Annotated in this window: 18 protein-coding genes; 4 read left to right on the top strand and 14 right to left on the bottom strand. The window is 63.2% G+C overall.

All coding sequences use genetic code 11. The features are described from left to right. Positions 1-55: 55 nt before the first annotated feature. Positions 56-1,534, bottom strand: a complete 1,479-nt coding sequence (locus tag CKO40_RS14205; protein ID WP_200346891.1) for a helicase HerA-like domain-containing protein — start codon at positions 1,532-1,534, stop codon at positions 56-58. A 381-nt stretch (positions 1,535-1,915) separates the two neighbouring features. Between CKO40_RS14205 and CKO40_RS14200 the strand changes: the two genes are divergently transcribed. The 3 genes from CKO40_RS14200 (at position 1,916) to ubiT (ending at position 3,854) form a co-directional block, all read left to right on the top strand. After that, positions 1,916-2,536, top strand: a complete 621-nt coding sequence (locus tag CKO40_RS14200) for a hypothetical protein (protein ID WP_200346890.1) — start codon at positions 1,916-1,918, stop codon at positions 2,534-2,536. A gap of 180 nt (positions 2,537-2,716) precedes the next feature. Next, positions 2,717-3,307 carry an isopentenyl-diphosphate Delta-isomerase gene (gene idi, locus CKO40_RS14195; RefSeq protein WP_200346889.1) on the top strand — a complete coding sequence of 197 codons (591 nt, stop codon included), beginning with the start codon at positions 2,717-2,719 and terminating at the stop codon, positions 3,305-3,307. A gap of 58 nt (positions 3,308-3,365) precedes the next feature. Continuing rightward, positions 3,366-3,854, top strand: a complete 489-nt coding sequence (ubiT, locus tag CKO40_RS14190; protein ID WP_200346888.1) for a ubiquinone anaerobic biosynthesis accessory factor UbiT — start codon at positions 3,366-3,368, stop codon at positions 3,852-3,854. Positions 3,855-4,144: 290 nt separating this feature from the next. On the opposite strand, the gene CKO40_RS14185 is transcribed toward ubiT, so the two are convergent. Together CKO40_RS14185 and CKO40_RS14180 are read right to left on the bottom strand one after the other, a co-directional pair. Then, entirely contained in the window at positions 4,145-4,921 is a 777-nt protein-coding gene (locus CKO40_RS14185; RefSeq protein ID WP_200346887.1) for an alpha/beta fold hydrolase, read from the bottom strand. A 246-nt stretch (positions 4,922-5,167) separates the two neighbouring features. Beyond that, positions 5,168-6,112, bottom strand: a complete 945-nt coding sequence (locus tag CKO40_RS14180; RefSeq protein ID WP_200346886.1) for a hypothetical protein — start codon at positions 6,110-6,112, stop codon at positions 5,168-5,170. Positions 6,113-6,497: 385 nt separating this feature from the next. Between CKO40_RS14180 and CKO40_RS14175 the strand changes: the two genes are divergently transcribed. Next, positions 6,498-7,250, top strand: a complete 753-nt coding sequence (locus CKO40_RS14175) for a GAF domain-containing protein (RefSeq protein ID WP_200346885.1) — start codon at positions 6,498-6,500, stop codon at positions 7,248-7,250. A gap of 92 nt (positions 7,251-7,342) precedes the next feature. Here CKO40_RS14175 and CKO40_RS14170 read toward each other — a convergent pair whose 3' ends face one another. The 11 genes from CKO40_RS14170 to ubiV form a co-directional block, all read right to left on the bottom strand. Further along, positions 7,343-8,446, bottom strand: coding sequence for a sugar-transfer associated ATP-grasp domain-containing protein (locus tag CKO40_RS14170; RefSeq protein ID WP_200346884.1), 1,104 nt, complete (start codon positions 8,444-8,446; stop codon positions 7,343-7,345). Between the two features lie 14 nt (positions 8,447-8,460). After that, a complete protein-coding gene (locus tag CKO40_RS14165; RefSeq protein ID WP_200346883.1) occupies positions 8,461-9,228 on the bottom strand; it encodes a class I SAM-dependent methyltransferase in 768 nt (255 codons plus the stop codon). A 134-nt stretch (positions 9,229-9,362) separates the two neighbouring features. After that, positions 9,363-10,223 carry a PGAP1-like alpha/beta domain-containing protein gene (locus tag CKO40_RS14160; protein ID WP_200346882.1) on the bottom strand — a complete coding sequence of 287 codons (861 nt, stop codon included), beginning with the start codon at positions 10,221-10,223 and terminating at the stop codon, positions 9,363-9,365. Between the two features lie 180 nt (positions 10,224-10,403). After that, a complete protein-coding gene (locus tag CKO40_RS14155) occupies positions 10,404-10,832 on the bottom strand; it encodes a hypothetical protein (protein WP_200346881.1) in 429 nt (142 codons plus the stop codon). Between the two features lie 68 nt (positions 10,833-10,900). Further along, complete coding sequence (locus CKO40_RS14150) at positions 10,901-12,385, bottom strand: c-type cytochrome (protein WP_200346880.1); 1,485 nt, start codon at positions 12,383-12,385, stop codon at positions 10,901-10,903. 304 nt (positions 12,386-12,689) lie between these two features. Beyond that, entirely contained in the window at positions 12,690-14,324 is a 1,635-nt protein-coding gene (locus tag CKO40_RS14145; protein WP_200346879.1) for a c-type cytochrome, read from the bottom strand. Between the two features lie 175 nt (positions 14,325-14,499). Further along, positions 14,500-15,885: an NADH:flavin oxidoreductase gene (locus CKO40_RS14140; RefSeq protein ID WP_200346878.1), complete on the bottom strand. Its 1,386-nt coding sequence runs from the start codon at positions 15,883-15,885 to the stop codon at positions 14,500-14,502. Positions 15,886-15,906: 21 nt separating this feature from the next. After that, on the bottom strand, positions 15,907-17,799 hold the full coding sequence (locus tag CKO40_RS14135; protein ID WP_200346877.1) for a GMC family oxidoreductase: 1,893 nt from the start codon (positions 17,797-17,799) through the stop codon (positions 15,907-15,909). Between the two features lie 4 nt (positions 17,800-17,803). Further along, positions 17,804-20,266 (bottom strand): hypothetical protein, encoded by a 2,463-nt coding sequence (locus CKO40_RS14130; protein ID WP_200346876.1) that lies wholly within the window; start codon positions 20,264-20,266, stop codon positions 17,804-17,806. 319 nt (positions 20,267-20,585) lie between these two features. Beyond that, the gene (hisG, locus tag CKO40_RS14125) at positions 20,586-21,458 is read right to left on the bottom strand and encodes an ATP phosphoribosyltransferase (RefSeq protein WP_200346875.1); all 873 of its coding nucleotides are present in this window, start codon (positions 21,456-21,458) and stop codon (positions 20,586-20,588) included. Between the two features lie 138 nt (positions 21,459-21,596). After that, on the bottom strand, positions 21,597-22,493 hold the full coding sequence (gene ubiV, locus CKO40_RS14120; protein ID WP_338074179.1) for a ubiquinone anaerobic biosynthesis protein UbiV: 897 nt from the start codon (positions 22,491-22,493) through the stop codon (positions 21,597-21,599). Positions 22,494-22,502 lie beyond the last annotated feature (9 nt).

Here is a 22,502-nt window from a genome sequence, read left to right as displayed (position 1 = left end):
TCTGCCGGATAAGCCCCTGATTTCAAGAGTGACAGGTGCATTCTGTTCGAGCTTCTTAGCGGCGTCGACCGCCTCCGAACAATGAGCCGAGGACACCGCGCACGATCTGGCGCCCGATCTGGGTCCCGAGCGAGCGGATCGCGCTGGTGGCGAAGGCCTCGACCGGGGTTTGGCGACGGCTCCGGCTCGCGGTCCGGTCGCGCTGTTGGGCCGGGGTCACCGGCGTCGCTTCGGCCGCTTGGGTCGCCTGCTCGGCCATGCGCTGGAGGGTCTCATAGGCGGATTCGCGATCCAGGCTACGCTCGTAGACGCCTGCGACCGGCGAGCCTTCAATCAGGGCGCGGCGCTGATCGGCGCTGATGGGGCCGAGCCGGCTCCCGGGCGGCGCGACCTTGATCTGCTCGACGATGCCCGGGATGCCGTCCTCGTCGAGCGTCGAGGCGAGGGCCTCGCCGACCCCGAGCGCCGTGATGGCGGCCTCGGTATCGAGACTTGGGTTGGTGCGAAAGGTCTGTGCTGCGGCACGGACGGCCTTCTGATCCTTCGGCGTATAGGCGCGAAGCGCGTGCTGGACCCGGTTGCCGAGCTGCCCGAGCACGTCGTCCGGGACATCCATCGGGCTTTGGGTGACGAAGTAGACGCCGACGCCCTTGGAGCGGATCAGCCGGACCACCTGCTCGACCTTGTCGACGAGCACCTTCGGCGCGTCGTCGAAGAGCAGATGCGCCTCGTCGAAGAAGAACACCAGCCTCGGCTTCTCCGGGTCGCCGACCTCGGGGAGCTGCTCGAACAGCTCCGAGAGCAGCCAGAGCAGGAAGGTCGCATAGAGGGTGCGGTTGCGGATCAGCTTGTCGGCCGCCAGCACGTTGATTAGCCCGTGCCCGTAGAGATCGGTCTGGAGCAGGTCGGCGAGATCGAGCGCGGGCTCGCCGAACAGCCGGTCGCCGCCTTGATCCTCGAGCTTGAGCAGGCGCCGTTGGATGGCGCCGACCGAGGCGGCCGAGACGTTGCCGAAGGTCGTGCGCAGCGCGCGGGCATTCTCGGCGACGTGGTTCAGCATCGCCCGTAGGTCCTTCAGGTCCAGCAACAAGAGGCCGTTGTCGTCGGCGACCCGAAAGCAGATGTTGAGCACGCCTTCTTGGACATCGTTCAGGTTCAGCAGCCGTGCGAGCAGGAGCGGCCCCATCTCGCTGATCGTGGTGCGGACCGGATGTCCCTGCTCGCCGTAGAGGTCCCAGAGCGTGACCGGGCAGGCCTGGTAGGCGAAAGCCGCCTCATCGAGCTGCAGCTCGGCGACGCGCTCGGCGACCTTGGCGTTGTTGCCGCCCGCCTGGCTGATGCCGGCGAGATCGCCCTTGACGTCGGCGAGGAACACTGGAACGCCGCGCCGGCTGAACTGCTCGGCCAGCCGTTGCAGTGTCACGGTCTTGCCAGTTCCGGTCGCACCGGCGACGAGCCCGTGTCGGTTCGCCATCCGCGGCAGGAGCTCGACTGCCTTGCCCGTGCCTCGACCGATCAGGATACCTTCTGCCATCGGGTCCTCACGCCTCACTGGGTCTCTGTATGATATCGGCGAGAAGTATATAGCCCTCTGCCCTGACGTTCGGACAGGGTGAGCGCCATCGGCACTGACCGTTCCTGCGCGTTCTGTCCGGTGATCAGGCGCAATGGCTATATCCTGACCTGATCCTCGCTCAGACCCGGTTCGGCGAGCCGAATCCGATACCTCGGCCTGCGCTATTGTCGGGCATACGTTTGATTGGGAAACCTTATCAAGACAGCCGCTTGACTCGTGCATGCCTCCGATCCGACGATCATGACGGTGCGCCACTCTGGAGGATAAGACGCTCGAAGCCGTTGTTTCAGGGTAACTCGCCGTATTGGCCGTTCTGTTAGGGCTTCCAAGGGTGCTTCTATGTTCTACGCCGTTTCCGAACAGGAACGTCGCCGCGCCAAGTCTCCGCATGAACTGGCGATGGTCAATCTGCTTCTGTTCAATCTGCTGGCTGGGGTCGCGCTGCTGGCCGGGTCGATGGCGGAGCCGGACTCGGCCATGGCCAGATATCGATGGGTCGCGGTCGCGGTGCCGCTATTGCTCTCGATCGCGGTCGTCACCTTCACTTGGGTGCGGGCAGCGAGCATGCGCGGCGCGGCAGCTTGGTTCATCGCCGCGCACTGGCGGCTAGCGGCGGGTCGCTATCGCATCCTGTTGCTCAGCTATGTCCTGAGCGCAGCGGTCGTCAGTATCGGCTTCTTCGGTGGCGCCGACCACCAAGCGCTCGAGCAACGTATCGCCGCGCTGCCGCCCGCGCTGCAGGAGATGGAACGCGAAAAGATGGCGTCACAGGATATGGGCACCGCGATCTGGGCCAGGATCGGGGTCGTGCCGCTGGTGCTGACGGTGATGGCGCTGTTGATGCTCGAATCCGGCGCTCTCTATCAGGCCGGGCGCGGTGAGCTGCCCGACAGCGCAGCGGCCGCATTTCCGCCGCCCAAGGGCTTGGCAGCAGGCTCTGATCTGTTCCCTGCCGATTAGCCTTAGGGGCTGCGCGGCGTCAATAATACCTGACGCCATGCCCGTCAACCTGGCTTGTCACTGCTCGGACGTTGTGCCAGCATGCTCTAAGAAGGTTGTGCCCGGTGCCAGAATGCGGGAACCGCCGACCGTTCAGGTTGGCCCAACCGCCGGTACGAGCGTCTTAGAGAGCGATTGCAGATGAAGCACGAAACCGTTTCGTTCGATGACGAGCCGTTGATCCTGGTCGATAGCGACGATCGCGTCATCGGGCATGAGACCAAGGTCAACGCGCACCTCGGAGAAGGGCTTCTGCATCGCGCATTCTCGATCTTCCTGTTCTCCGATGACGACAAGGTGCTGCTGCAGCAGCGCAGCGGGGACAAGCCATTGTGGCCGCTGTTTTGGTCCAATAGCTGCTGCAGCCATCCGCGCCGCGGCGAGGACCTCGAACAGGCCACCCATCGGAGGTTGCGTGAAGAGCTGGCGATCGACGCCGAGCTTCGCTACCTCTATAAGTTCCAGTATCAGGCGGACTTCGGCGCTCTGGGCGCCGAGCATGAACTGTGCTCGGTCTATGTCGGTAAGGTGCAGACGCCGGTCACGATCAACGTCAATCCAAGCGAGATCGCGGATTGGCGTTGGATTCCCTGCACCGAAACGGACCGCATGGTCGCCGAGGAGCCGCATCGCGTGACCCCTTGGTTTGTAATGGAATGGAGCCGGTTGCGCAGCGACTACCGCGAGGAGATCGCATCGCTGTCTGCAGCACCGTTGAGGCAGGTGGCGTGATTGTGAGTGTCCTGTCTGTTCCGCTCCTGGGCTGCGGTGTCCATCGGAGGCTGAGCCGATGAGCACGCACCGCGATCACCTCGCCCAGTCGCCAACGATTCCGAAGGTCCTGACCCTACCCGTGGGCTTGGTGCCGAGTGGTGTGCGCACTGCGGCCTTGATCCAGATCCTGAATCGGGTCTTTGCGCCGGAGCTGCGTGAGGGGGAGCTCGACTTCCTCGACGGCCATGTGATGCGAATCGGTGTGGACGATGCGCGGCTCGAGTTCCGGTTGACACTGGCCGGAACGCAGATCAAGGCTGCACCCCATGGTGCCGCGAGTGATCTCAGCATCGATGGGACGGTCTACGATTTCCTGCTGCTTGCTACCCGGCGTGAGGACCCTGATACCCTGTTCTTCAATCGTCGGCTGCGACTCGGCGGCAGCACCGAGCTCGGCCTCTATGTGAAGAATTTCCTCGACAGCGTCGAGCTCGAGGGACGTCTCGGTCCGCTGCTGAAGCTGATGAACTGCGCGACGGATCTGCTCGGGCGTTTCGGGCGCTGATCGCTTGGAGCTTGACGATCGCTAGGAGTCTGACAGAATGCCCCCTATAGCCAGATAGATCAGGAGGTTGCGCGAGTCAAGCGGCTGTTTCGATAGAGCCTCTAAGACCGGCTGATGGCCGCGGGTAAGGGTCGTCTGCGCGTGGAGTGGTGTCCCTAGCGTTCATGGCACGGTGCCGCCCCGGACGATGAGTTCCGCGTGATTCACGGTAATGATGTCTTATCGGAACGACCGCCTAGCCGGCTCAAGCTGCGGATGGAGTTGAGCCAGAGGTCTACTGTTAGAGCCTGCTAGAACCTGCCTTGCCTGGGGTAAAGCCATTCTGAAAAGCCAGTGCGATCGAACGGGCGCCAACGATCCTCCGGCTGCGCGAGTCGGTCCGCAATGGCATAGAGTGCTAGCGGGTGTGCGCCAAGGCCGAAATGGCTGGAGATGATCTCGATGTTCTCGGCCTGTGGGCCTGTTGGCTCGAGGCTGTGCCGCCACGGCACGATCCCATCGCTCCGGCTGAAGAGGGCGCTAGCAGGCACTGGCAAGCTCTGATCAAGAGGGCCGATCTCCTCCGGCAAACCCATCGGTTGTCCGCTCGTGCGCTGAACGATGCGCCATAGCTCTGCCGGCGCGACCGGACCGCGCAGCGGTGTTCCGAGGCTGATCACCTGCCGTACCAGCTCCGGCGCCTTCAATGCCATGGCACGTGCATAGAGACCGCCGAGGCTCCATCCGACGAGACTGACCTTGCGTCCGTGCTCGAGGTTCAGGTCACGTAGCCGCTGCAGGCACGCATCGAAGGTCCCCGAGCGCGGCCCGAGATTGACCCCCAACCCCCAGCCAGTCGCAGCATACCCCTGCTTGCGGAGGACCTGACGCAACGGCTGCATAGTCAGATCGCTTCCCAGTAGCAGCGGCAGAACCAGGACCGGGTGCCCATCGCCCCGGGGCGCGAGCGATAGCAGCGGTCGAGTGGCAATCCCGGCCCCGTGCTCCCAAGGCGCGCGTACCTCCAAGGCCAGGCGGAACGGAGCGCTGAGCTGCTCCTGCAGTAGACTGGTGAAATCGATTTGCATGGGCCTTCGGCTGAGCTCTATCGGTCTGTCGGTCTGTAGGACGGGCCTTGATCATCCCCTTGCCAAGCTGCTGAGGCCGACTCGAGCCTAACGCTCATCGCAAGTTGCCGCCCCAGGCAACAGATTCCAGGAAAGCCACGGTAACAGGCATTCAGCCGGATTTGCCAACGCGCCAATCAGGGCATCGCCTCTGCTGCTTGGTCATGGCACGGCGATGGTCTCGGGCGAGACATGGATTCGGCAGCGTTACTCCGTGCTCGCCCCGTTCTTTTCCTCGTCGTGCATCAGGTCTCGTAATCTCGCTGTTTGAACCTCGCAGCGCAGAAGCGCCTCGCCTCCTGCGGTGAACATGATGCAACGGTGACAGAGGAGAGCCGCATCCTCGCCAGGGTGCGCCGTATTCACCGGTTGGCCACTGCGCGAGGTCGGCGCAGCGACGACGACGTCGACGCGATTGTTGCTGCGCAGCGCTCCCTGCAAGCGCCGGTCGATGCTGATGCGGTGAGATGCATAGACGTGAGGGTCGTCTTCGAAGTCGCAGCCTTCGGCCCGTCCGCGCTCGAGCAGCGCGCAGGAGATGAGCGATGCAACGAACACCGGAGGAAACGACACCCGCTCGTCGAGCTCGTCAAAATAGTGGTACTGGTCGACAAGCGAGCCGAGCAGAAAATTCTTGCCGTTGCTTGTATTCAGATACTTGCGCTTGAGGAATAATCCCCCGTCGCTGAGGAAGGAACGATCCGAAGCGCCTTGGAGCTGGCTGGGGTCGACGGGATTCCAGTCTGGAAGAAAGCGGGGCTCGAGCCCATCTCGGCGGTTACCAAGGATGATCGGTCTGCCGTCGGCTCGACGCATTACGACGCGGTTTGTCCGGCCTGCTGCCTTGTCGCGCTTCCGTTGGGTGCGGCCCACCTGAACGGTAAACGGCTCTTCAGGAGACAACGCCGAGGCAAAATGGAACTCGTAGTTGCTGAAGGGCAGGGGAACGACATCAAGACCGGACTCGCTTGCGTGCTGCTGCTCGATCCGATAGTCGGCGAGGCTTTCGAGCTGGAACCCGAGAACGATCGGTCCACCATAAGGATTATCACGGATGTTCTGCCAGCGGTGAGGATCATGGAAAGGGTTGAAATCGTCGGTCGCGTTGCGAGCGACATCGATATGGAGTTGATGAAACTGGTCCTTAGGCATGGTTTCAGTCCTCTTCGAGCGTGACAGAGACGACTGGCGGGATGGTCTGATGCGCTCTGGGGTGTCGATTACCGCCGTGGCTATTGATGCCATGGATTGATCGTTGGGCGTTAACTGGGCTGGCTCTTGGAGATGGTACGATGTCAGCTGGACTTTCTAATCCCCGATCTCGATGTGACGTCAAGATTATAGTCGGCGCTAGCAACCGAATTTTGGGCTGAGCGGACCTAGAGTGTCGGCTATCTTAGACCGGTTCATCATGCTCTTCGCAGTGGTAAGAGCACGAGATAGGCCGGTTCTGGCTCTGATCGCTGGCGTCGGGTGCACTGCCGAGAACCCGATCCGTTAGCTCTAGTGCTGTTCCTTTGCTGCTTGGAGGCTGACCGTGGACCGAATTGTCGTCGAAGAACTCAGTGGTATCACGAAGCTCATCGAGCAGAAACCGACGCTGGAGGACGGACTGCGCGACCTGGCGGCCTTGGCTGCTCGGTCGCTAGGTGCAGCGCGCTGCTCGGTGATGCTGTTGTCCGGCGTCGAAGACAACGGCAAGCAGAATCTGAAGGTCTGCTCGCACTTCGGCGATCTCCCCGACGCAGCCTACCAGGTACCGGCAAAGCCGGATTCGAGCATCGCCTGCCATGTGGTCTCCACGGGTGAGGCCCTTCTCGTTAACGACGTGCAAGCTTCGCCAGTGGCTAGCCTTGCGCGGCAGAGCTCGCTGGGCGGCGTCGCCTTCATGTCGGCCCCCATTATCACGGCAGAACGTGTGATCGGGGTGATCAACGTCAGCAGGAAGACGCCGGATGAGCGCTTTTCGACGGCCGACCTGGAGTTGCTCAAGCTGTTCTCGTTGTTTGTCGGCAAATCAATCCACGTTTTCCAGCTCGAGAAGCTCTCTGAATCGCGTCTACTGCAGATGGCTCAGGTGCTTGATGCCCGTGAATCGGGCAGCGAGGGGCCGATCACACCTGACCCCGCACGAATCGCGAAGATCGTGGCTAAATCGTTCTATCGCGAGCTGTCGCTGGCTGGTTTTGGGCCGAATGCGATTATTGCTGTCGCAACAGAAGTCTTGGGCCAATTGAACGAGAATCTGCAAATGCACCGAGAACGGATAGAACGTAGCGACAAAGATTGAAGGTTCCGCTTATGGTTGCATAAGAGCCGGCCGCTGCAATAAGTAGCTGGAACATGCTCTTTGTTTCTTTCCATGCGCGAGAACGCGACTATCTAATCCGAGGTCGACCTCCGTTCGCAGTCCAAGAGATCTGCCATCGGCGCATTAAAATTCCGCGCACTGATCCCATGGGGACGTGGGTTTGTTTCAACTATTAACGGCCCAGACTCAGTAATCGCGATATCTAATCCTGAGAAGCGCAGCTTTGGAATCGCTCGGATTGTTGCCTTCGCAAGCGAAATACACTCCTGCCAAAAAGGTACGGTAACCCCTTCGACCATTACACCCGTATCGGGGTGATGACGGAGTAGCTCGGGAAATAAGGTTCCTGCTTTAACACGCCCGAGGCGTCCAGTGCTCAAGTCAATGGGTGCAAGCAAGCCGCCTTGGGAAGTATTGTCTACTACCTGCCCCGCCCGCCCCATGCGAAGCAGTGCACCGCGGACGTGCACGGTCTCGCCGCACTGCAGCACCCAAACACGCAGCGTATTTACGCTGCTTGGGTTGATCGCGGCCAGCACTGGATGCTGCAAGATATACCTTTCGATAATCAATCCATCGTCCATCGCTGGTGCGACGTCGTCTCGCAGAAACTCGTCAAGAGAGCGCGCAAAGGAAGTGTTATGAACATCACGCGTAACGTATTTTGAGTCTTCGCGTTCCAGGGATGCTGCGATAAAACCATGACCCTTTACTCCTTCAGCCCGTTTCATGCACAGCCTCGCGGGGCAAATCTCCTTCAGGAACAAGTTGAGCTGAGATAAAGACGTCAGCGGTCGACCATGAAAATCAATACCTTCGGTGGGGTGTAGGTATCCAAGATAGTCTGCGGTTGGTAAGCGAAAAAGCGACAGCAGCGCCTTCTCCACGAGCTTATGGTTGGCCAAGCTCTGGTAATTTGGCGGATTGAGCTGCCCGATGCGGTCGTGATACTCTTCGCTTGTTAGGCAACGTAGTCTATCCTTCTTGGAAAACTCGTTTCGCCACAATTGCTGCTCGTAATATAATAGAGGTCCGAAACGACGATATAGGTAGAGTTCTAGGATCGCAATGAACTGGCGAACACGTGGTATGCCTTCACGCCTGGAAATTACTCCAGAGAAGAACCAAATATATCTCAGCTTTTTAAGTCGGCTAGCGTGGTGGTCGATTGGCATCTCAAAATATAAACTTAATCTGTTTTGGTTTGTATAGGGGGTTTCTGCACTACCACATAGTTGAGTTCCCAGTTCATTTTAATTCCAGAGTCTTCTTCATTATAGCCGAGATATTCCTCAATGCCCGCCTCCACGTCGGCTCTTGCTGCGAGATCGAGTCCGAAGAGGTGCTTGCAGAAGTCCGTCATCTCATCGCGACCGGGAAAACACCACTTGAGCGTTGGACGGTGGACCTGGATTAGTTCCAGGCCGCATGAGTCAATATTGGCGAGAAACGTTTCATCGAGAAACAGACCCTCGTGGCCCATGGAGTTGAAGCGGTGGACAAATTCGTTGAGAAAGGAGGCGGTACCAGTTCCTGCTTCTACGTCGGCCAACACAGCGATCCCTCCGCTAGTGAGAATTCGCCTGAATTCCGACAGTGTGCGCACTTTCTCGATGATGTGATGTAATGCAGCCAAGCAGAGGAGGTGCGTGACAGAGTTATCTGCAAGTGGGAGTATTTCCAGCTTAGCTTGCAATGCCCAATGTTTTGCATCCCTGGGGCAGTGGGATGCGAACAAACCGCTGGTTTCAACGAACAGGCATCCTGCATCAGTTGGAAGAAAACGGCCAAGATAGCCACCTCCAGCCGGGACGTCGCAAAGTAAACTGCCTTCCGAGAGGTTCAGGTAGCTTATGGCCTGCTGGAACTCCTGCCGACGAGCATCCGGAAACCGTGTCATCGCAGAATGATAACTGTTGGCGCGCTTCTTGAAGATTTCTCGGTAGGTGCTAAACATCTCGTCGATCCGGATGGTTGTAGGGGAGAGCTCGATGGGGCTCTCCGCGGACCTGATTTTGCTCAGGGAACCGCATGGGGTAAAGACGTAACAGGTCTAGGCGGTCTGATAGGTTGTTGAGCGGTGTCTGACGATCACAGGAAACCGCGGATGATCCGCGACAGCTCCGGGGTGCGCAGATAGCCGATGCCGCTGTGGTAGTCGGGGTGCTTTGCGTCGTCGTCGAGCACGGTGTCGTTGCAGACGAGATCGTCATGGACGTGCACTCCGTCGTCGTTGCCCCGATAATCGCCTGCAAGATGGGTGTCGAACGCGACCGGGTCCCGCCGCTCGGCGAGATTGGTCCATTTGCGGACGATCGACGGCGTGCGCACCAGATCATGCTCCCGGCTGATGCGGAACTTCACATTCGGCAGACCGAGCGGTGCACCGATGGTCACCAGATGGTCGACGCTGAGGTCGCGACGCTCGCGGCCGATCGCGCGCAGGGTATCGTACGCGATGATCGAGCCCATCGAGTGGCCGATGACCATGATGCGCCGCACAGCGCCGTACGCCTGGTCCAGCGCGGCACGCAGGCGACCGCGCAGCTCGTCGCGGATCGCCGGTTCATTGTAGTAGCGTCCGAGATCGGTCAGCGTGTGCTTGAGGACGACATCGGCCACCGGGTCGGCACCGAGCCAGCGCTTGGCGAGATCGAGCGGCGTGTCGACCAGGTCTTGGAGCTCGGCCCGAAGCGCGTCCCAGTAGCCTTCGTCGTAGGACGGGAAGCGCCCCGGATCGGGCCAGGCCGGGTAATCTCGGTCCGGAAGACGTTCCGGGCCGTGCAGCACATCGGCCCAGAACACCATCTCGAAGGCCGGCGCAGCATCGCTGGTTCGTCCCTCGTTCCGCCGCAGACCGTCCATGATCGCCTCGCTCCAAAGCCGCGTCAGGTTCTCGCTTGACGGCTTATTGTTCAGACCGTGCACGCCGATGATCGCGTAGTTGCTCATGGGATCGCCCTCAGGGTCGATAGGCTCGATGCCTGGGGATGGCTCGAGCGGAAGAAAGGTACAGCTTGAACGACTTCGTCGCGCGGGCGCCCGGTTGCGGCCAATCGCTCTCCGTTGCGCCCAACCGGCCCCGGTAGGCCCCGGTAGGCCCTGGCAGCCTCCGCCGAACCCCAGCAGAGATCAGTAGAGCCCGATCGGCTTGCCGGCAGCGCGTTCGGATGCGGTGATCCGCAGCAGCAGGATCAGCACCAGCACCAGGAACACGGCGTCGACGATGGCGATGGAGAGGTAGCCGATCGGCGCGCCGAAGCGCAGCACCATCACGGTGAAGAAGGTCGCGCCACAGAGCCGCGACGGAACGCAATGGAACCAGGCATTCGCTCGGTAGCGTTCCGGGTTCCAGGCCGCGGGGATATAGAAGACGCTGATGATGAAGAGCAGCATCCCGCTGGCCCGGGCGAGGATGGTATCGGTGAGCGGAATCCCGAGCAGCGCAAAAAGGGTGGTCGGGAAGAAGAACAGCGGGATCACGAACAGCATGTTGAGCCCGATACCGGTCCAGATGACCCTGGGCAAGGCGCGGCGGGGATCGGCGAAGAGCGCGGTCATGAGAAGGACCTCGTCGCGGGTTCGGTGGGCGGAAGCGATGGGCGGAGGCGATGGCCACTTCGCCGTACCTAGAGCGTCTTCAGGTAGGCCAGCAGCGCCGATTGATCTGCAGCCGGCAGATCGGTCCCATAGCGATGCCCGCCATTGCCGTTGCCGGGAATGCGGGTGTCGTAGCGGTCGCCGACGCGCTGAGCGACCGGACCGTCGGCGATGAAGCCGCCGTTCTCGGCATCGAGGACGTCGTAGCCGCGATAGAAGACCTCGGGACGGTCCTCGGGCGCGCGCAGCATGTCGCGCAGGGTCGGTACCGAACCGTTGTGCAGGTAAGGCGCTCGCAGCCAGAGGCCGGTGTGTGGGACGGCGACGTAGCCGTCGATGTCGCGGAACCCGCTGAAACCCCAGTCCTTGCCCTTGTCGCGGTAGTTGTTGTAGCGGCGGGCCGCCTCGGCGGTCCACATCTCGACCCGATGACGGTCGGTGCCGACCTCGTCCACCGGGATTGGGGTCCGGAAGCGCGCTCCGTCGGGGCTGTGGCAGAGGGCGCAGTGCTCGCGGTGCAGGGCCTCGCCGCGCGCGACCTGCTGCGGATCGACATGGAACGGGTCGGATGGGTCACGCTCCGGTGAGTAGGGCGATGGCGGCGGCGTCAGCTCGCGGACGAAGGTCTCGATCCGGGCGATGCGCTTGTTGACGGCATTGCGCTGATAGTTGCGATAGCTCATCCCGTCGCCGACGGCGCCGGTGACGACCACCTCGTGCAGGCTGGTGCTGAGTCCGTCCCAATGCAGTGAGCGGGGCTCGCCGGCGCTGTTCTCGCCCTCGGAGAGGGCCTGCTGCCACAGCGGCATCATGTCCGAATTGCCGATGGTGCCGTCATTGCCCATCTCGAGGATGCCGTATTTGATTGGATTGAATGGGTCGATCCGCCCTCTGCCCCAATCCGGATTGGCGTCGGTCCACGCGAAGTTGCGGCCTTGCTCCTGCAACGCGCGCTTGGTCGCCGGGATGAATAGGAAGCGATAGGTCAGGCGCTGCCACCAGGGCATCTCGTAGATCAGCGTGATCGCGTCGAGGATGGTGTCGGCGTTGAAGCGCGGATCATTGCCGGCCCGCGCCAGAAAGCGCAGATAGCCCTGGACCGCGATCCGGTTGCCAGGCCCGGCGACGACGAGCCGCGACTGCTCGTCGGGATGGAGCCGGTAGCTGCCCTGATGGCAGAAGGCGCAGTTGATCGAGACCCGCTCGGTGCCGACGACCTTCTTCGAGAAGCCGACCGGCAGCTCGGCGCCGGGCTCCCAGAACAGGCCAAGGGAGCTGTAGGCGGTCGGCCCGGGAAGATAGTCGTTGAATAGCGTCGGCAGGACGCGCCAGATCCAATACGGGATGCCCTGCACATCCTCGTTGCCGATCGAGCCGTGATTGAACTCGGCGGCCATGTCTGGGAACGGCTCCTGCGCAACCGTGCGGAAGGCGATGAGCCAGACGCTGATCGTAACCAGCAGGATCAGAAGGACTGCCGCGGTCAGCCAGCGTGCCAGCTTGGTTTTCAGCATCGATGGATCTCCGGTTTCGAGTCGCAGCCTAAACGCGGTCGTCTCTTGCGGGATGCGCGCTCCGCCGCGAGCGCGCCCCAGCCTGAACTGGGCTTGCCGGCGCCGGATTGGCATCCCGCGGCGGCCCGGGCCGAGGGCGCCCGCTTAGGCGATTTCTGTCAAAGCTCATACCGCCTTGCTGGTCTTTTCGCTCGCCTTCTTCGTCGCGCCGCCGGTCACATAGCCCGGCTATGCTCCCGGCGACGCTCCTCGAAGGCAAACGAAAATCCTGCGCAATTCGGTACGAGCTTTTCCGGCAATCGCCTTAGAAGGTCTTCATGTACTCGACGATCGCGTCCTTCTCCGCGGCAGACAGGTCGGTTCCGTATTCCGGCCCTTCGTGTCCGCTGTTCGCGTTGCCCGGGACGCGCGTGTCGAACAACAGCGACGGCCCGTCAGCTGGCGGCTCGGTGCGATAGCCGACCTCCTCCCAGTCGAAGACGTCGCTGCCGCGATAAAAGGTCACCGGCCGCTCGACAGCGGGATCGAGCAGCGCGCGCAGGGTCGGGACCGAGCCGTTGTGCAGGTAGGGCGAGCGCGCCCAGATGCCGTCTAGCGGATGGTTCGCATACCCATCGGTCTTCTTGAAGTGCGTGAAGCGCGCGCTGCACAGGCGTTCGGCGCAGCCGTCCGCAGGGCGCGGATAGCCGGCGTAGAGCATGTTCTGATCACCGGCGAAGGCCTGGGTGTAGGAGCGCCAGCGGCCGGGGTCGGTGCGGATGGCCGCCAGCGATTCGACCTCGCCGAGGCGCGGATAGCGGCTGCGGTCGTAGTCGTAGCCGCTACCGTCGGCCTTCGGCGCGCCGTGGCAGGCGGCGCAATATTGGGCATAGAGCGGTGCGCCGGCGGCGGCCTGCTCGCGATCGATCCGCTCGGCCGGAAACGCCGGTGCTGGCAGCTCCCAGAGCCAGTCGCGGATGCGCTCCAGGCTGGCCATGTCGATCGTCGCTGGGGTCACCCCGGCACCCAGTGACGCGCTGAGATTGCGCTCCTCGACCGAGGCGTTGTTGCCGTCCCAATGCAGGTTCATGCCCTGACGCGGGCGCTGCATCCAGATCGACGGATAGTCGGCGGCGCCCGTCAGCTCCGCGTCGGGGATGCGGTCCATCGCGTAGTTGAACTGGATCTTCTTGTAGGGGTTGAAGGTGTCCACCCGGCCTGGCCCCCAGTCGTGGCCGAGCTGCTCCTGGCGATCGAGGAAGTCCAGCTGCTCATCCAAGGTCAGCAGACCATCGCGCACCTGCTGGATGACCAGGAATCGGTAGAGCAGCCGCTGAATGAAACCAAGCTCGACCCCGGCCTCGTCGATCTTCGCGAGGACATAATCAGGGTCCCACCGGTTATCGATCGCCGCGGCCCGCATGAACTGGACAAAATCGAACAGCCGGAGGTTGTTCGACGGCGCACCGATCAGAAGCTGCCGCTCAGCGCCGGGCTCGTTCCGTACCGTGCCGACATGGCAGACGGAGCAATTCAGCCAGACCCGGTCGATGCCCATGACCTTGCGCACCGAGGTGCCGATCGGCAGATCCTTGCCGGGCTCGTAGAGCAGTCCGAAGGCACTATAGTCGGCTTGCGAACCGGGCGGCAGCTTGTCGGCGAACATCAGCGGCAGCGCCTTCCAGATCGCGTAGGGGATGCCACTGACCGGCTCGCTGCCGATGGAGCCGTACTTGAAGTGCTCGACGGGGTCGGAGTAGGTGACCGGCTCGGTGCGCGTGAGCAACGGATACAGGATCACGACGGCGAGCCCGATGATCGCGATCAGACCCAGCCAAAGCAGGTGATGTCGGCGGCGCGGTTTTCGCTGTAGATGGGGCTGTGGCTGGGGCTGCGAATCGGGATCTGGCTGGGGGCCCGTCTGCCGGGGGCTGGCGTCGGTGGTGTCGGCGGCGGTCATCAGCGTCTCCGCATCGGCGTCAGTCGAAGATCAGCCACAGGATCAGCAACAGCAGGATGCCGCGGATGACCCATTGAGTGCGGCGGGCGTACTGCTCGACAGGTGTGAGGGGCGGCTCGTTTGTCGTATAACGGCTCATATTCGTGCTCCGGTCTGCTCGGGATGAAGGCGGCACTCAATCAGGGAATGACAGGCGCGAAGAGCTTGGCGGCTCGAACACCGCCATCACGGTCTGCATCATGTTCGCGTAGCGTTGGTCGAAGTCGGCGCCGTCATAACGCGAGAGCTCATAGCAGCCGAGCGGGTTCTCCAGGTCGTTGAGTAGGCACTTGTTGCAATAGGTGCACTCCTTGCCCGGGTCGGGGCCGTCCTGGCGCTCCAGGATCTTCGGCAGGTCCGGATTCGCGATCAGCGGTCGACCGATGCTGACGCCATCGCAGGCACCGCTGTCGATGGCCGCGGCGATGTGCTGTGCGTGCTGAAAGCCACCGGTGCAGAGGACCGGGACCGAGACCTGCTGCCGGATCGCGCGCGCATAGTCCAGGTTGATGCCCTCGATGACCGGGCCCCGGCGGTAGTTCCAATAGCGACGGAAGAGCGGTCCGAGCAACGGGTCGCCGAAGATGAAATGGTTCAGCCGCGTGCGCACACCCTCCGAGAGCATGCTGTCGTACCAGCGCGCGGCCGAGCGCATCGGCAGATCACCGGGCGGATTGCGGGGATGCGGGAAGGTGCTGCCGCTGGAGACGTGGAAGGCGTCGACGCCGTTGCCGTCGTCCTCGAGGATGCGGCAGATTGCGATGTACTCGTCCAGGCTGTTGCCCTTGGGCTGCCAGGGATAGAGCCAGTCGTTGTGGTCGACGCCGTTGATCTTCATCTGCAGGTGGAAATCGCGGCCGCACTCCTGGCGGATCGCGCGCACGATCTCGAGCACGAAGCGGGTGCGATTGGCCACCGAGCCGCCATAGCCGTCGGCGCGGTCATTGATCCCCGAGCTCAGGAACTGGGTGATCAGGTAGCCGTTGGCGCCGTGCAGCTCGACGCCGTCGAGTCCGGCCTCGCGGGCGCGGCGCGCGCCGGCGGCAAACTGCCCGACGACCTGATCGATCTCTTGCTGGGTCATGGCCTGACACAGCAAGCCGTGGAAGAAGTCCTTCTTGTCGGTGGAGCTGAGCTTCTTGTGATAGATGTTCTCGACGCCGCCGAGGTCCTGCTGCCGACCGGAATGGCTCAGCTGCAGGATGAACTTGCAGTCATGGCGGTGCACGCGCTCGGCCACCAGCCGCCAGAACGGGATCTTGTCGTCATCATCGATGGTCGCGTAGCGGTAGAGGATGCGGCCGCGGATCGCGATCGGGCAGTAGGACGAGATGATGGTCCCGACGCCGCCGCGCGCGAACTGTTCCTCCCAATTGATCCGGGCATTGCCGCCGTGACCGTTGTAGTCGTCGAACATGCCGGCGAGGTTCGAGCGGAACAGGCGGTTCTTGACCCGCAGGTTGCGGAACTCGAGGGGGCTGAAGATCAGCTCGCGATGGCGCTCGTGATTGGCGGCGGTCATGTCGGGCCTCTTGCCGAAGGGCTAGTCGCAGCGGGCGGTTGGGGAAGGGCCGGCGTCTTCGAGGATCAGGTCGCTCGCCTTCTCGGCGATCATGTAGACGGGGGCGACCAGGAAGAGCCCGGGGATGCGTGGGAAGACCGAGGCGTCGACCACGCGCAGGTTTTGCGTGCCGCGCACGCGCAAGCGGCTGTCGAGCACCGCCATCGGGTCGGCGTCCGCCCCGATCGCGCAGGTGCAGGAGGCGTGGTGGCCCCAGGCCTCGTCGCGGACGAAATCGGCGAGCAGCCGGTATTCCCGGCTCGGGTCCGTCGGGTCGGCGCAGCCCGGCCCCGGGACCTCCTCGTCGTCGATCAGGTGCTCGTAGGCGCGGACCATCTTGCGCACCCGGCGGATGGCCGCGATGACGGCGCTGAGATCGGCCTCGTCCGGGGCGTTGCCCTCGTCGAAGTAGTGGAAGTCGATCGCCGGCGGCTCCAGCGGGTCGGTACTGCGGATCGCGACTCGGCCGGCGCTGTTGCCGGTATGGGCCTTGAGGACGGTCCAGGTCAGGTAACGGCGGGCTTCGCGAATCCGCTCGGAATAGCCAGGGTAGTAGCCGCGGAAGTCACTGAGCAGGCCGAAGATGAAGAGGTCCGGGTCGGTGATGCGACGCTCGCTGCGGTCGATGATGCCGAGCACGGCGCCATTGGAGGTGTAGATCCCGCCGCCGCGCTGCCATTCGCGGAAGTGCGGGTCCTTCAGGTCCGGCGTCATGGTCGCGTCGCGCATCGCGGCGAAGGGCTCCTTCATCCGGTAGACGACGCTGATCTCGTAGCGGTCTTGGAGGTTGGCGCCGACACCCGGCAGCTCGTGGCGGACCGGCACGCCGGCGGCCTCGAGCACATCCCGCGGGCCGATGCCGGAGAGCTGCAGCAGCTGCGGGCTGTTGAAGGCGCCGCCGCAGAGGATGACCTCGCGGGCGGCGCGGACCTGCCGGGTCGGCGCTTCGCTGCTGCAGTGCAGCGGATCGGCGCGGTAGAGATGGGCGCCATCGAGGTATTCGACACCGACAACCCGGTTCGCGGCCGGATCATCCTCATCGAACAGCAGCCGCGTCACCAGCGCATGCGAGCGGAGGGTCAGCCGGTCTGGATGCTCCGCAGCGGTTTGCCGCAGGCGTTGGCGTACGCCGTTGCGGCGGCCGTGGGCCACCGAGAGCGGCACCTGCCGGACGCCGACCCGGTGGCGGCGCACGCTGCGCCAGTCGTTCGGGTCGGCCCGGGTGAACAGGGTGCGGATCAGCCGGTTGATCCAGAGCGGGACACGGCTGCGGGTGTGGCCCAATGCGTAGCGGGCCGAGTCGAGGATGATCTCTCGGATCGCCTTGTCGCCGAGCACCAGCTTCGGGTCGGCGAGGGTGGTCGTCAGCCAGCCGTCGAAGCTGTGACCGCTCGGGTTCCAGCCCAGCAGACGCTGAAGGAAACGCTGGAAGGGCCGGTACTCGCAGCGCTCCAGGCGCCGGAAGTAACGGCTCATCGGTTCGGCGCCCCAGCTCGGGTCGCCGGTGATGGCGGCGATCCCGTCCCAGTCACTGTTGTGGGGGCGGACGATGATCATCGCGTGGTGCTGGGTGCAGCCGCCGAGGGTCGCGGCGCGGGGATAGTAGATGCCGCCGCGGGAGGGGTCATGGCTGCAGGGGCGGTGCTTGGGGTCCCGCTGCTGGCGGTTCTCGTCGCGGTAATGGCGCACGAAGAAGGACCAGGAGATGCTGTCCTCTTCGGAGGCCGACGCATGGAAGGCCGGCACCTGCTCGGTGATGTCTTGCGCGTCGTCGCCGGCCTCGAGCAGCAGCACGCGGTGTCCGGCGCTGGCGAGGTTCGCGGCTAACGGGCCGCCGCCCGCCCCTGAGCCGACGACGATGTAGTCGTAGTCCATGCCGTCAGAAGGTCTTGACGTACTCGATCAGGGCTTCCTTGTCGGCATCGGACAACTCGGCACCGAAGGTATGGCCGCGGTCGACGACGAAGTCCGGGCAGGAGCTCAGCGCGATCAGGTCCGGGACCAGGTCGGAGAGCTCCTCGGTCGCGAGCCGGTTCTGCTCCTCGGGGCCGAGGCCCTCGTCCTCGATGATCCGGTTGATCTCCTTGAAGTGTCCTTTGGCCTTGCGCAGGAAGCCGATCAGGTCCCAGCCGCTGACGCGCTCGTCATGCAGTTCCATGTTGATGTTGGCGATCAGGTTGACCGGCGTGCCGCGGGGGATCGGACCGATGCTAAGCCGCTGGGAGCCATCGACGTCCTTGACCGCCCAGCCGATGCCGAGCAGGCCCCGCAGTGCGGCCGAGGCTGGATTGTCGCCCAGTACGACGCCGACGACGCCCGGCAGCGCCGCGAGGGGGACCTCGAGCCAGGTGACCCGGTCGGTGCGATGGACGGTCCCGTCCCGGGTCTCGGGCCAGAGCAGCTCGCGGATCGCGTCGTCGAAGGCCGCCATGCGCCCGGCGGTGGAAGGAGCTGTCGACGGGTCCTTGGGGAAGTCGCCGATCTCATTGTTGTGCAGGAAGGGCGCCGAGGACCAGACCGCGATCAGCGACGGCACGCGCTGATAGCCGCGTCCGCCGGCTGGCGCCTGCCAGCTGAAATCCTCGCCGGTAACGGCGTTGGTCAGCGTCAGCTCGCCCATGCCCGGCAGGTCCTTGTAGGTCTGGGATGAGAAGTTATCCCAGACGCGGCCTTCGATCGCATTGCTCGCCATCGATGAGCAGACCTCGGTCTCGAGCAGCGTCACCGGGATACGGGCGTCAGTGGAGAGGTAGTTGTCCTCGAGGAAGTCGTCCCGCAGGACCAGCTCGGTCATCTGGGACTTGAATGCGTCGGTCTGGGTCCATTCCCAGTACTGGCTCCAGCAATCGATATAGTCCCGGTCCTCGCCGCAAATCACGGCCTGATCCAGGCCCGGCGCCGGTTCAGGTAGCTTGCTGGAATGGCAGCGCGCGCAGTTCTCGGCAAAGGCCACTTTGCCGCGCTCGAGCAGGGACTGGTATTCATCGTCGCTGCGCGCACCCTGCAGGTAGTCCGTTCCATTCGGGGCCTCGGCCAGCGGCATCGGTGCGCCGGCGCGGATCAGATACTTGGCCATGTTGCCGGCGCGCTCCTGGGTCGCCTGCCAGTAGACCGAATGCGACTGCGCGTCCTCGACACGGATCGGCGTCTGCGGCTTCAGCCCGACGATCGGATTGATGTGGCGAATCCATTCCTCGTGGTACTCGCCGATGTTGATGTAGACGCGGGTCAGTGCGGCATCGATACCGACCGAGTCGGCCCCGTCCCAGAGCACGTGCGGCACGCCGAAGGTCGGCCCATACTCATCGACCTCGGGCAGTTCGAGAGCGCCGCCAGTGCTGGTCTCCTCACCAAAGCGCTCCGCCGCGCCGAGGCGCGCCTCGACATCGAACACGGCATTCATCGCGCGCGGGTTCAGGATGTAGTCATTCGGCACGAAGGAGGTATCCACAGCGCCAGGCTGCTGCGTCGCAAGGATGTGCCAGATGAAATTACGCCTATTCACATTGGGCGCGAAGATGCGTCCGAACCAGAAATACTGGGCGCCGATGGTGCCGGACAGGTTTGCGAACTCCGGATTCTCGGGATCATCCGGCGGGTTGGTTGGGTGATGGCTGACATGACAGAAGGAGCAGGCCATGCCGACGCGATAGGGGCGCACCAGGTCGCGGTCCTGGTAGTAATCGGGGTCCGTGTAGTATCTCGGCGCGCTACTGTTCGCCTCTTTCCATTTCGCCTCCGCATCCTCGTCGAAGTTCGGGTTCGGAAAGAGTCGCAAGCCGAGTACACCCGAGGGATAGCCATAAACCTCAGGATCAAAGGGGTCTTTGGCGTCGACCGCCTCATCGATGCAGAGGCCGTATTCGTCCGGCTTCGTCGGCCGCTGAAAGCCGGGCTCGTTCATGAGGCCCAGATACTCGAAGCGGCTGTCGCGATCGTAATAGGCGTAGTAGTTCCTCGTCTCACCCGAGTCGCTCCCGCTGCCACCGGTATAGCCGCTGCTGTATGCCGCCTCCGGGATGTCGCCGGCGGCCCCCTCATCGAGATTCGCCAAATAGGCGCGCTGCTCGTCGGAGCAGGGAAAGGATGAGATCGTCTTCAGCAGATCGAAGGTGCCGAGGCTGTTGTTCGCCAGGTAGTCCCAGAAGGCCTCATTCCCACCGGTCCACACCATCCAGGTATTACGGCCCTTGATCTCGTCTTCGCTGAACTGATCGCCACCATCCATATCGGCAAAGTAGTCGGCTGCCGATTCGGGGAAATCCCCTTTCGTCTTACCCGCCTGTTTCGCTTCATCCTCAGCTGGACCGCCACAACCGCCGAGCAGCACGCTGAAGCACACAGGCCAAATTAGAATTCGCAAATATTGTGATGCCATTGCGGTGCTTTCCCCAGCCTCGACAAGATGATGGAATGGCGGCATCCAAGAACCCGACCGCCTCGGTCGGGTTCAAGCATAATCGAAAGCCGGGGAAAAGCAACGGGGCTTCAAAGGTTGATTGCGGTTTTGATGCGTGGTGTCGAATATCGGCCGGCGACTATTGGCCAACCACGAGTCGCTCGGTCGTCTTGCCCAAGTCACCGGATATCAGTCGATGCTTCAGGTGGTTTCGCCCGAACTTCCAGCCCTTTTCCGTGACCAGGCAGCAGGCGCCCGGAGATCAGACCATCTTTCGCAGTGCGTATTCGAGGATGCCTTCAGCGCCTGCTGCGCGCATTCGCGGAATGAGATCACGCACCGCGTCGGCATCGACGATGGTCTCCACGGCGAGCCATTCGCGGTCGTAGAGGTAGCTCACCGTCGGGGCGTGGAGGCTCGGCAGCATCCCGACGATCTCGTCGAGCTGATGAGCGGGCACGTTGCACTTCAGCGCGACCTTGTGCCGAGCGGTCAGGGCGGCCCGGAGCATCAGCGCGATCTGGTCGATGCGGGCACGCTTTTCCGCATCCTGCATCGCGCTCGGGTTGGCGATCAGGCGGGTCTCGGTGATTAACAGGTCTTCGACGATCCGCAGCCCGTGAGCGCGGATGGTGCTGCCCGTCTCGGTGATCTCGACCACCGCGTCGACCAGCCCTTCGACCGCCTTGGCCTCGGTGGCGCCCCAGGAGAATTCCACCTCTGCCTCGATGCCGCGCTCGGCGAGATAGCGGCGGGTGAAGCCGACCAGCTCGGTTGCGATCTTGCGTCCTTGCAGGTCCTCGACGCGCTGGATCGGGGAGGCGTTCGGCACCACCAGCACCCAGCGGCTGGGCCTGTTCGATGTCTTTGAATAGGTCAGGGTGCTGATCTGCTCGACCTCGGCCTCGGTCTCGAGGATCCAGTCGAGCCCCGTCAGCCCGAGATCGAGCGTGCCGTCGGCGACATAGCGGGCCATCTCTTGGGCCCGGACCAGCGAGCAGCGGATGTCCGGGTCGTCGATGTCGGGGAAGTAGTTCCGCGAGTAGCTGCTGATACGCCAGCCCGCCTGCTCGAACAGCTCGATCGTGGCGTCTTGCAGGCTGCCTTTCGGGATGCCGAGATTCAGTATGGTCACGTTCCGTTCCGCCTGCGTTCGTTCATTTGATGGGGGCGCCTGAGATCGATCGATCAGGTCAGGTGCTCGTTCGGCTACCGTTGGGTCGAAGGAGGCTGAGGGCCGTTCATGTGCAACCCGTGCATTGGTGCTCGGACACTATGCGATGGCGTGCTTGGCCATTCCGGCCTCACCATGCCAATAGCCATCGCAGGGGCCGACCGGCATCAGCGCGTTGAGCTGCGCAGCAGCCTCGGCCGGGTCGACACTGTCACGCAGGGCCTGATCGAACAGCGCGATGATCTGCTCCATGTGTTCGGACTGCGGGCTGATGCGCAGGATGTCGACCCCGAGCTTGCGCATCGCCAGCAGCTCCGCGAGCAGGTTGACGGTATGCGCCGACTGGGTCTGGATGCCGTTCAGGACCAGGAACTGCTGGTCGTCCTGGGTGTTGACGACGAGGCCGTCGGCGTAATCGATGCAGGCGTCGCGGCAGTCATCCTTCGGTAGGTCCTTGTGCCGGGCCGTGAAGCAGCGCGCCGAATAGGCGAGCGGGAGACGGCCGTAGGCCATGACCTCGGTCTCGACGCCGTCGGGACGGGCGCGCTGCATCTGCTCAAGGGTCTCGCGGGTCAGCTCGACCGGATAGACCCAGCGCTTGAGCCCCTGGCCGGCCAAGACCGCGAGGGTGCGATCGTTGTAGCAGTTGACGCTGTGGCCGATCGCGAACGGGCGCCCGGCGAGCAGCTGCACCGCGCCCATGTCGTTGGCCTCGACCAAGAAGCGCGATTGCTCGCAGATCGCCCGCAGCCGCTTGAGCTCGGATTCGGCCTCGACCAGTGCCAGCGTCGAGAGAACAACCTCCTTGCCGTGCTCGGCGAGGCGCTCGGCGATCGCCATCCAGTCCTCGAAGCGGACCTGATTGCGCTTCGAGCAGATGGTCTCGCCGAGGTAGACGATGTCGACCGGCGATTCGGCGACCATCGCATAGAAGGCGTCGACCTCGGCCTTGGGCCAGTAATAGCTGATCGGCCCGAGCGAGAGGCGCGGGCCGATCAGCTATTA

Origin of the sequence: Halochromatium glycolicum, assembly GCF_016584085.1 — a bacterium.
In the GTDB taxonomy this organism is placed as follows: domain Bacteria; phylum Pseudomonadota; class Gammaproteobacteria; order Chromatiales; family Chromatiaceae; genus Lamprobacter; species Lamprobacter glycolicus.
Note: the sequence above shows the minus strand (reverse complement) of the source record. Positions and strands in the feature narration are given on the sequence as shown.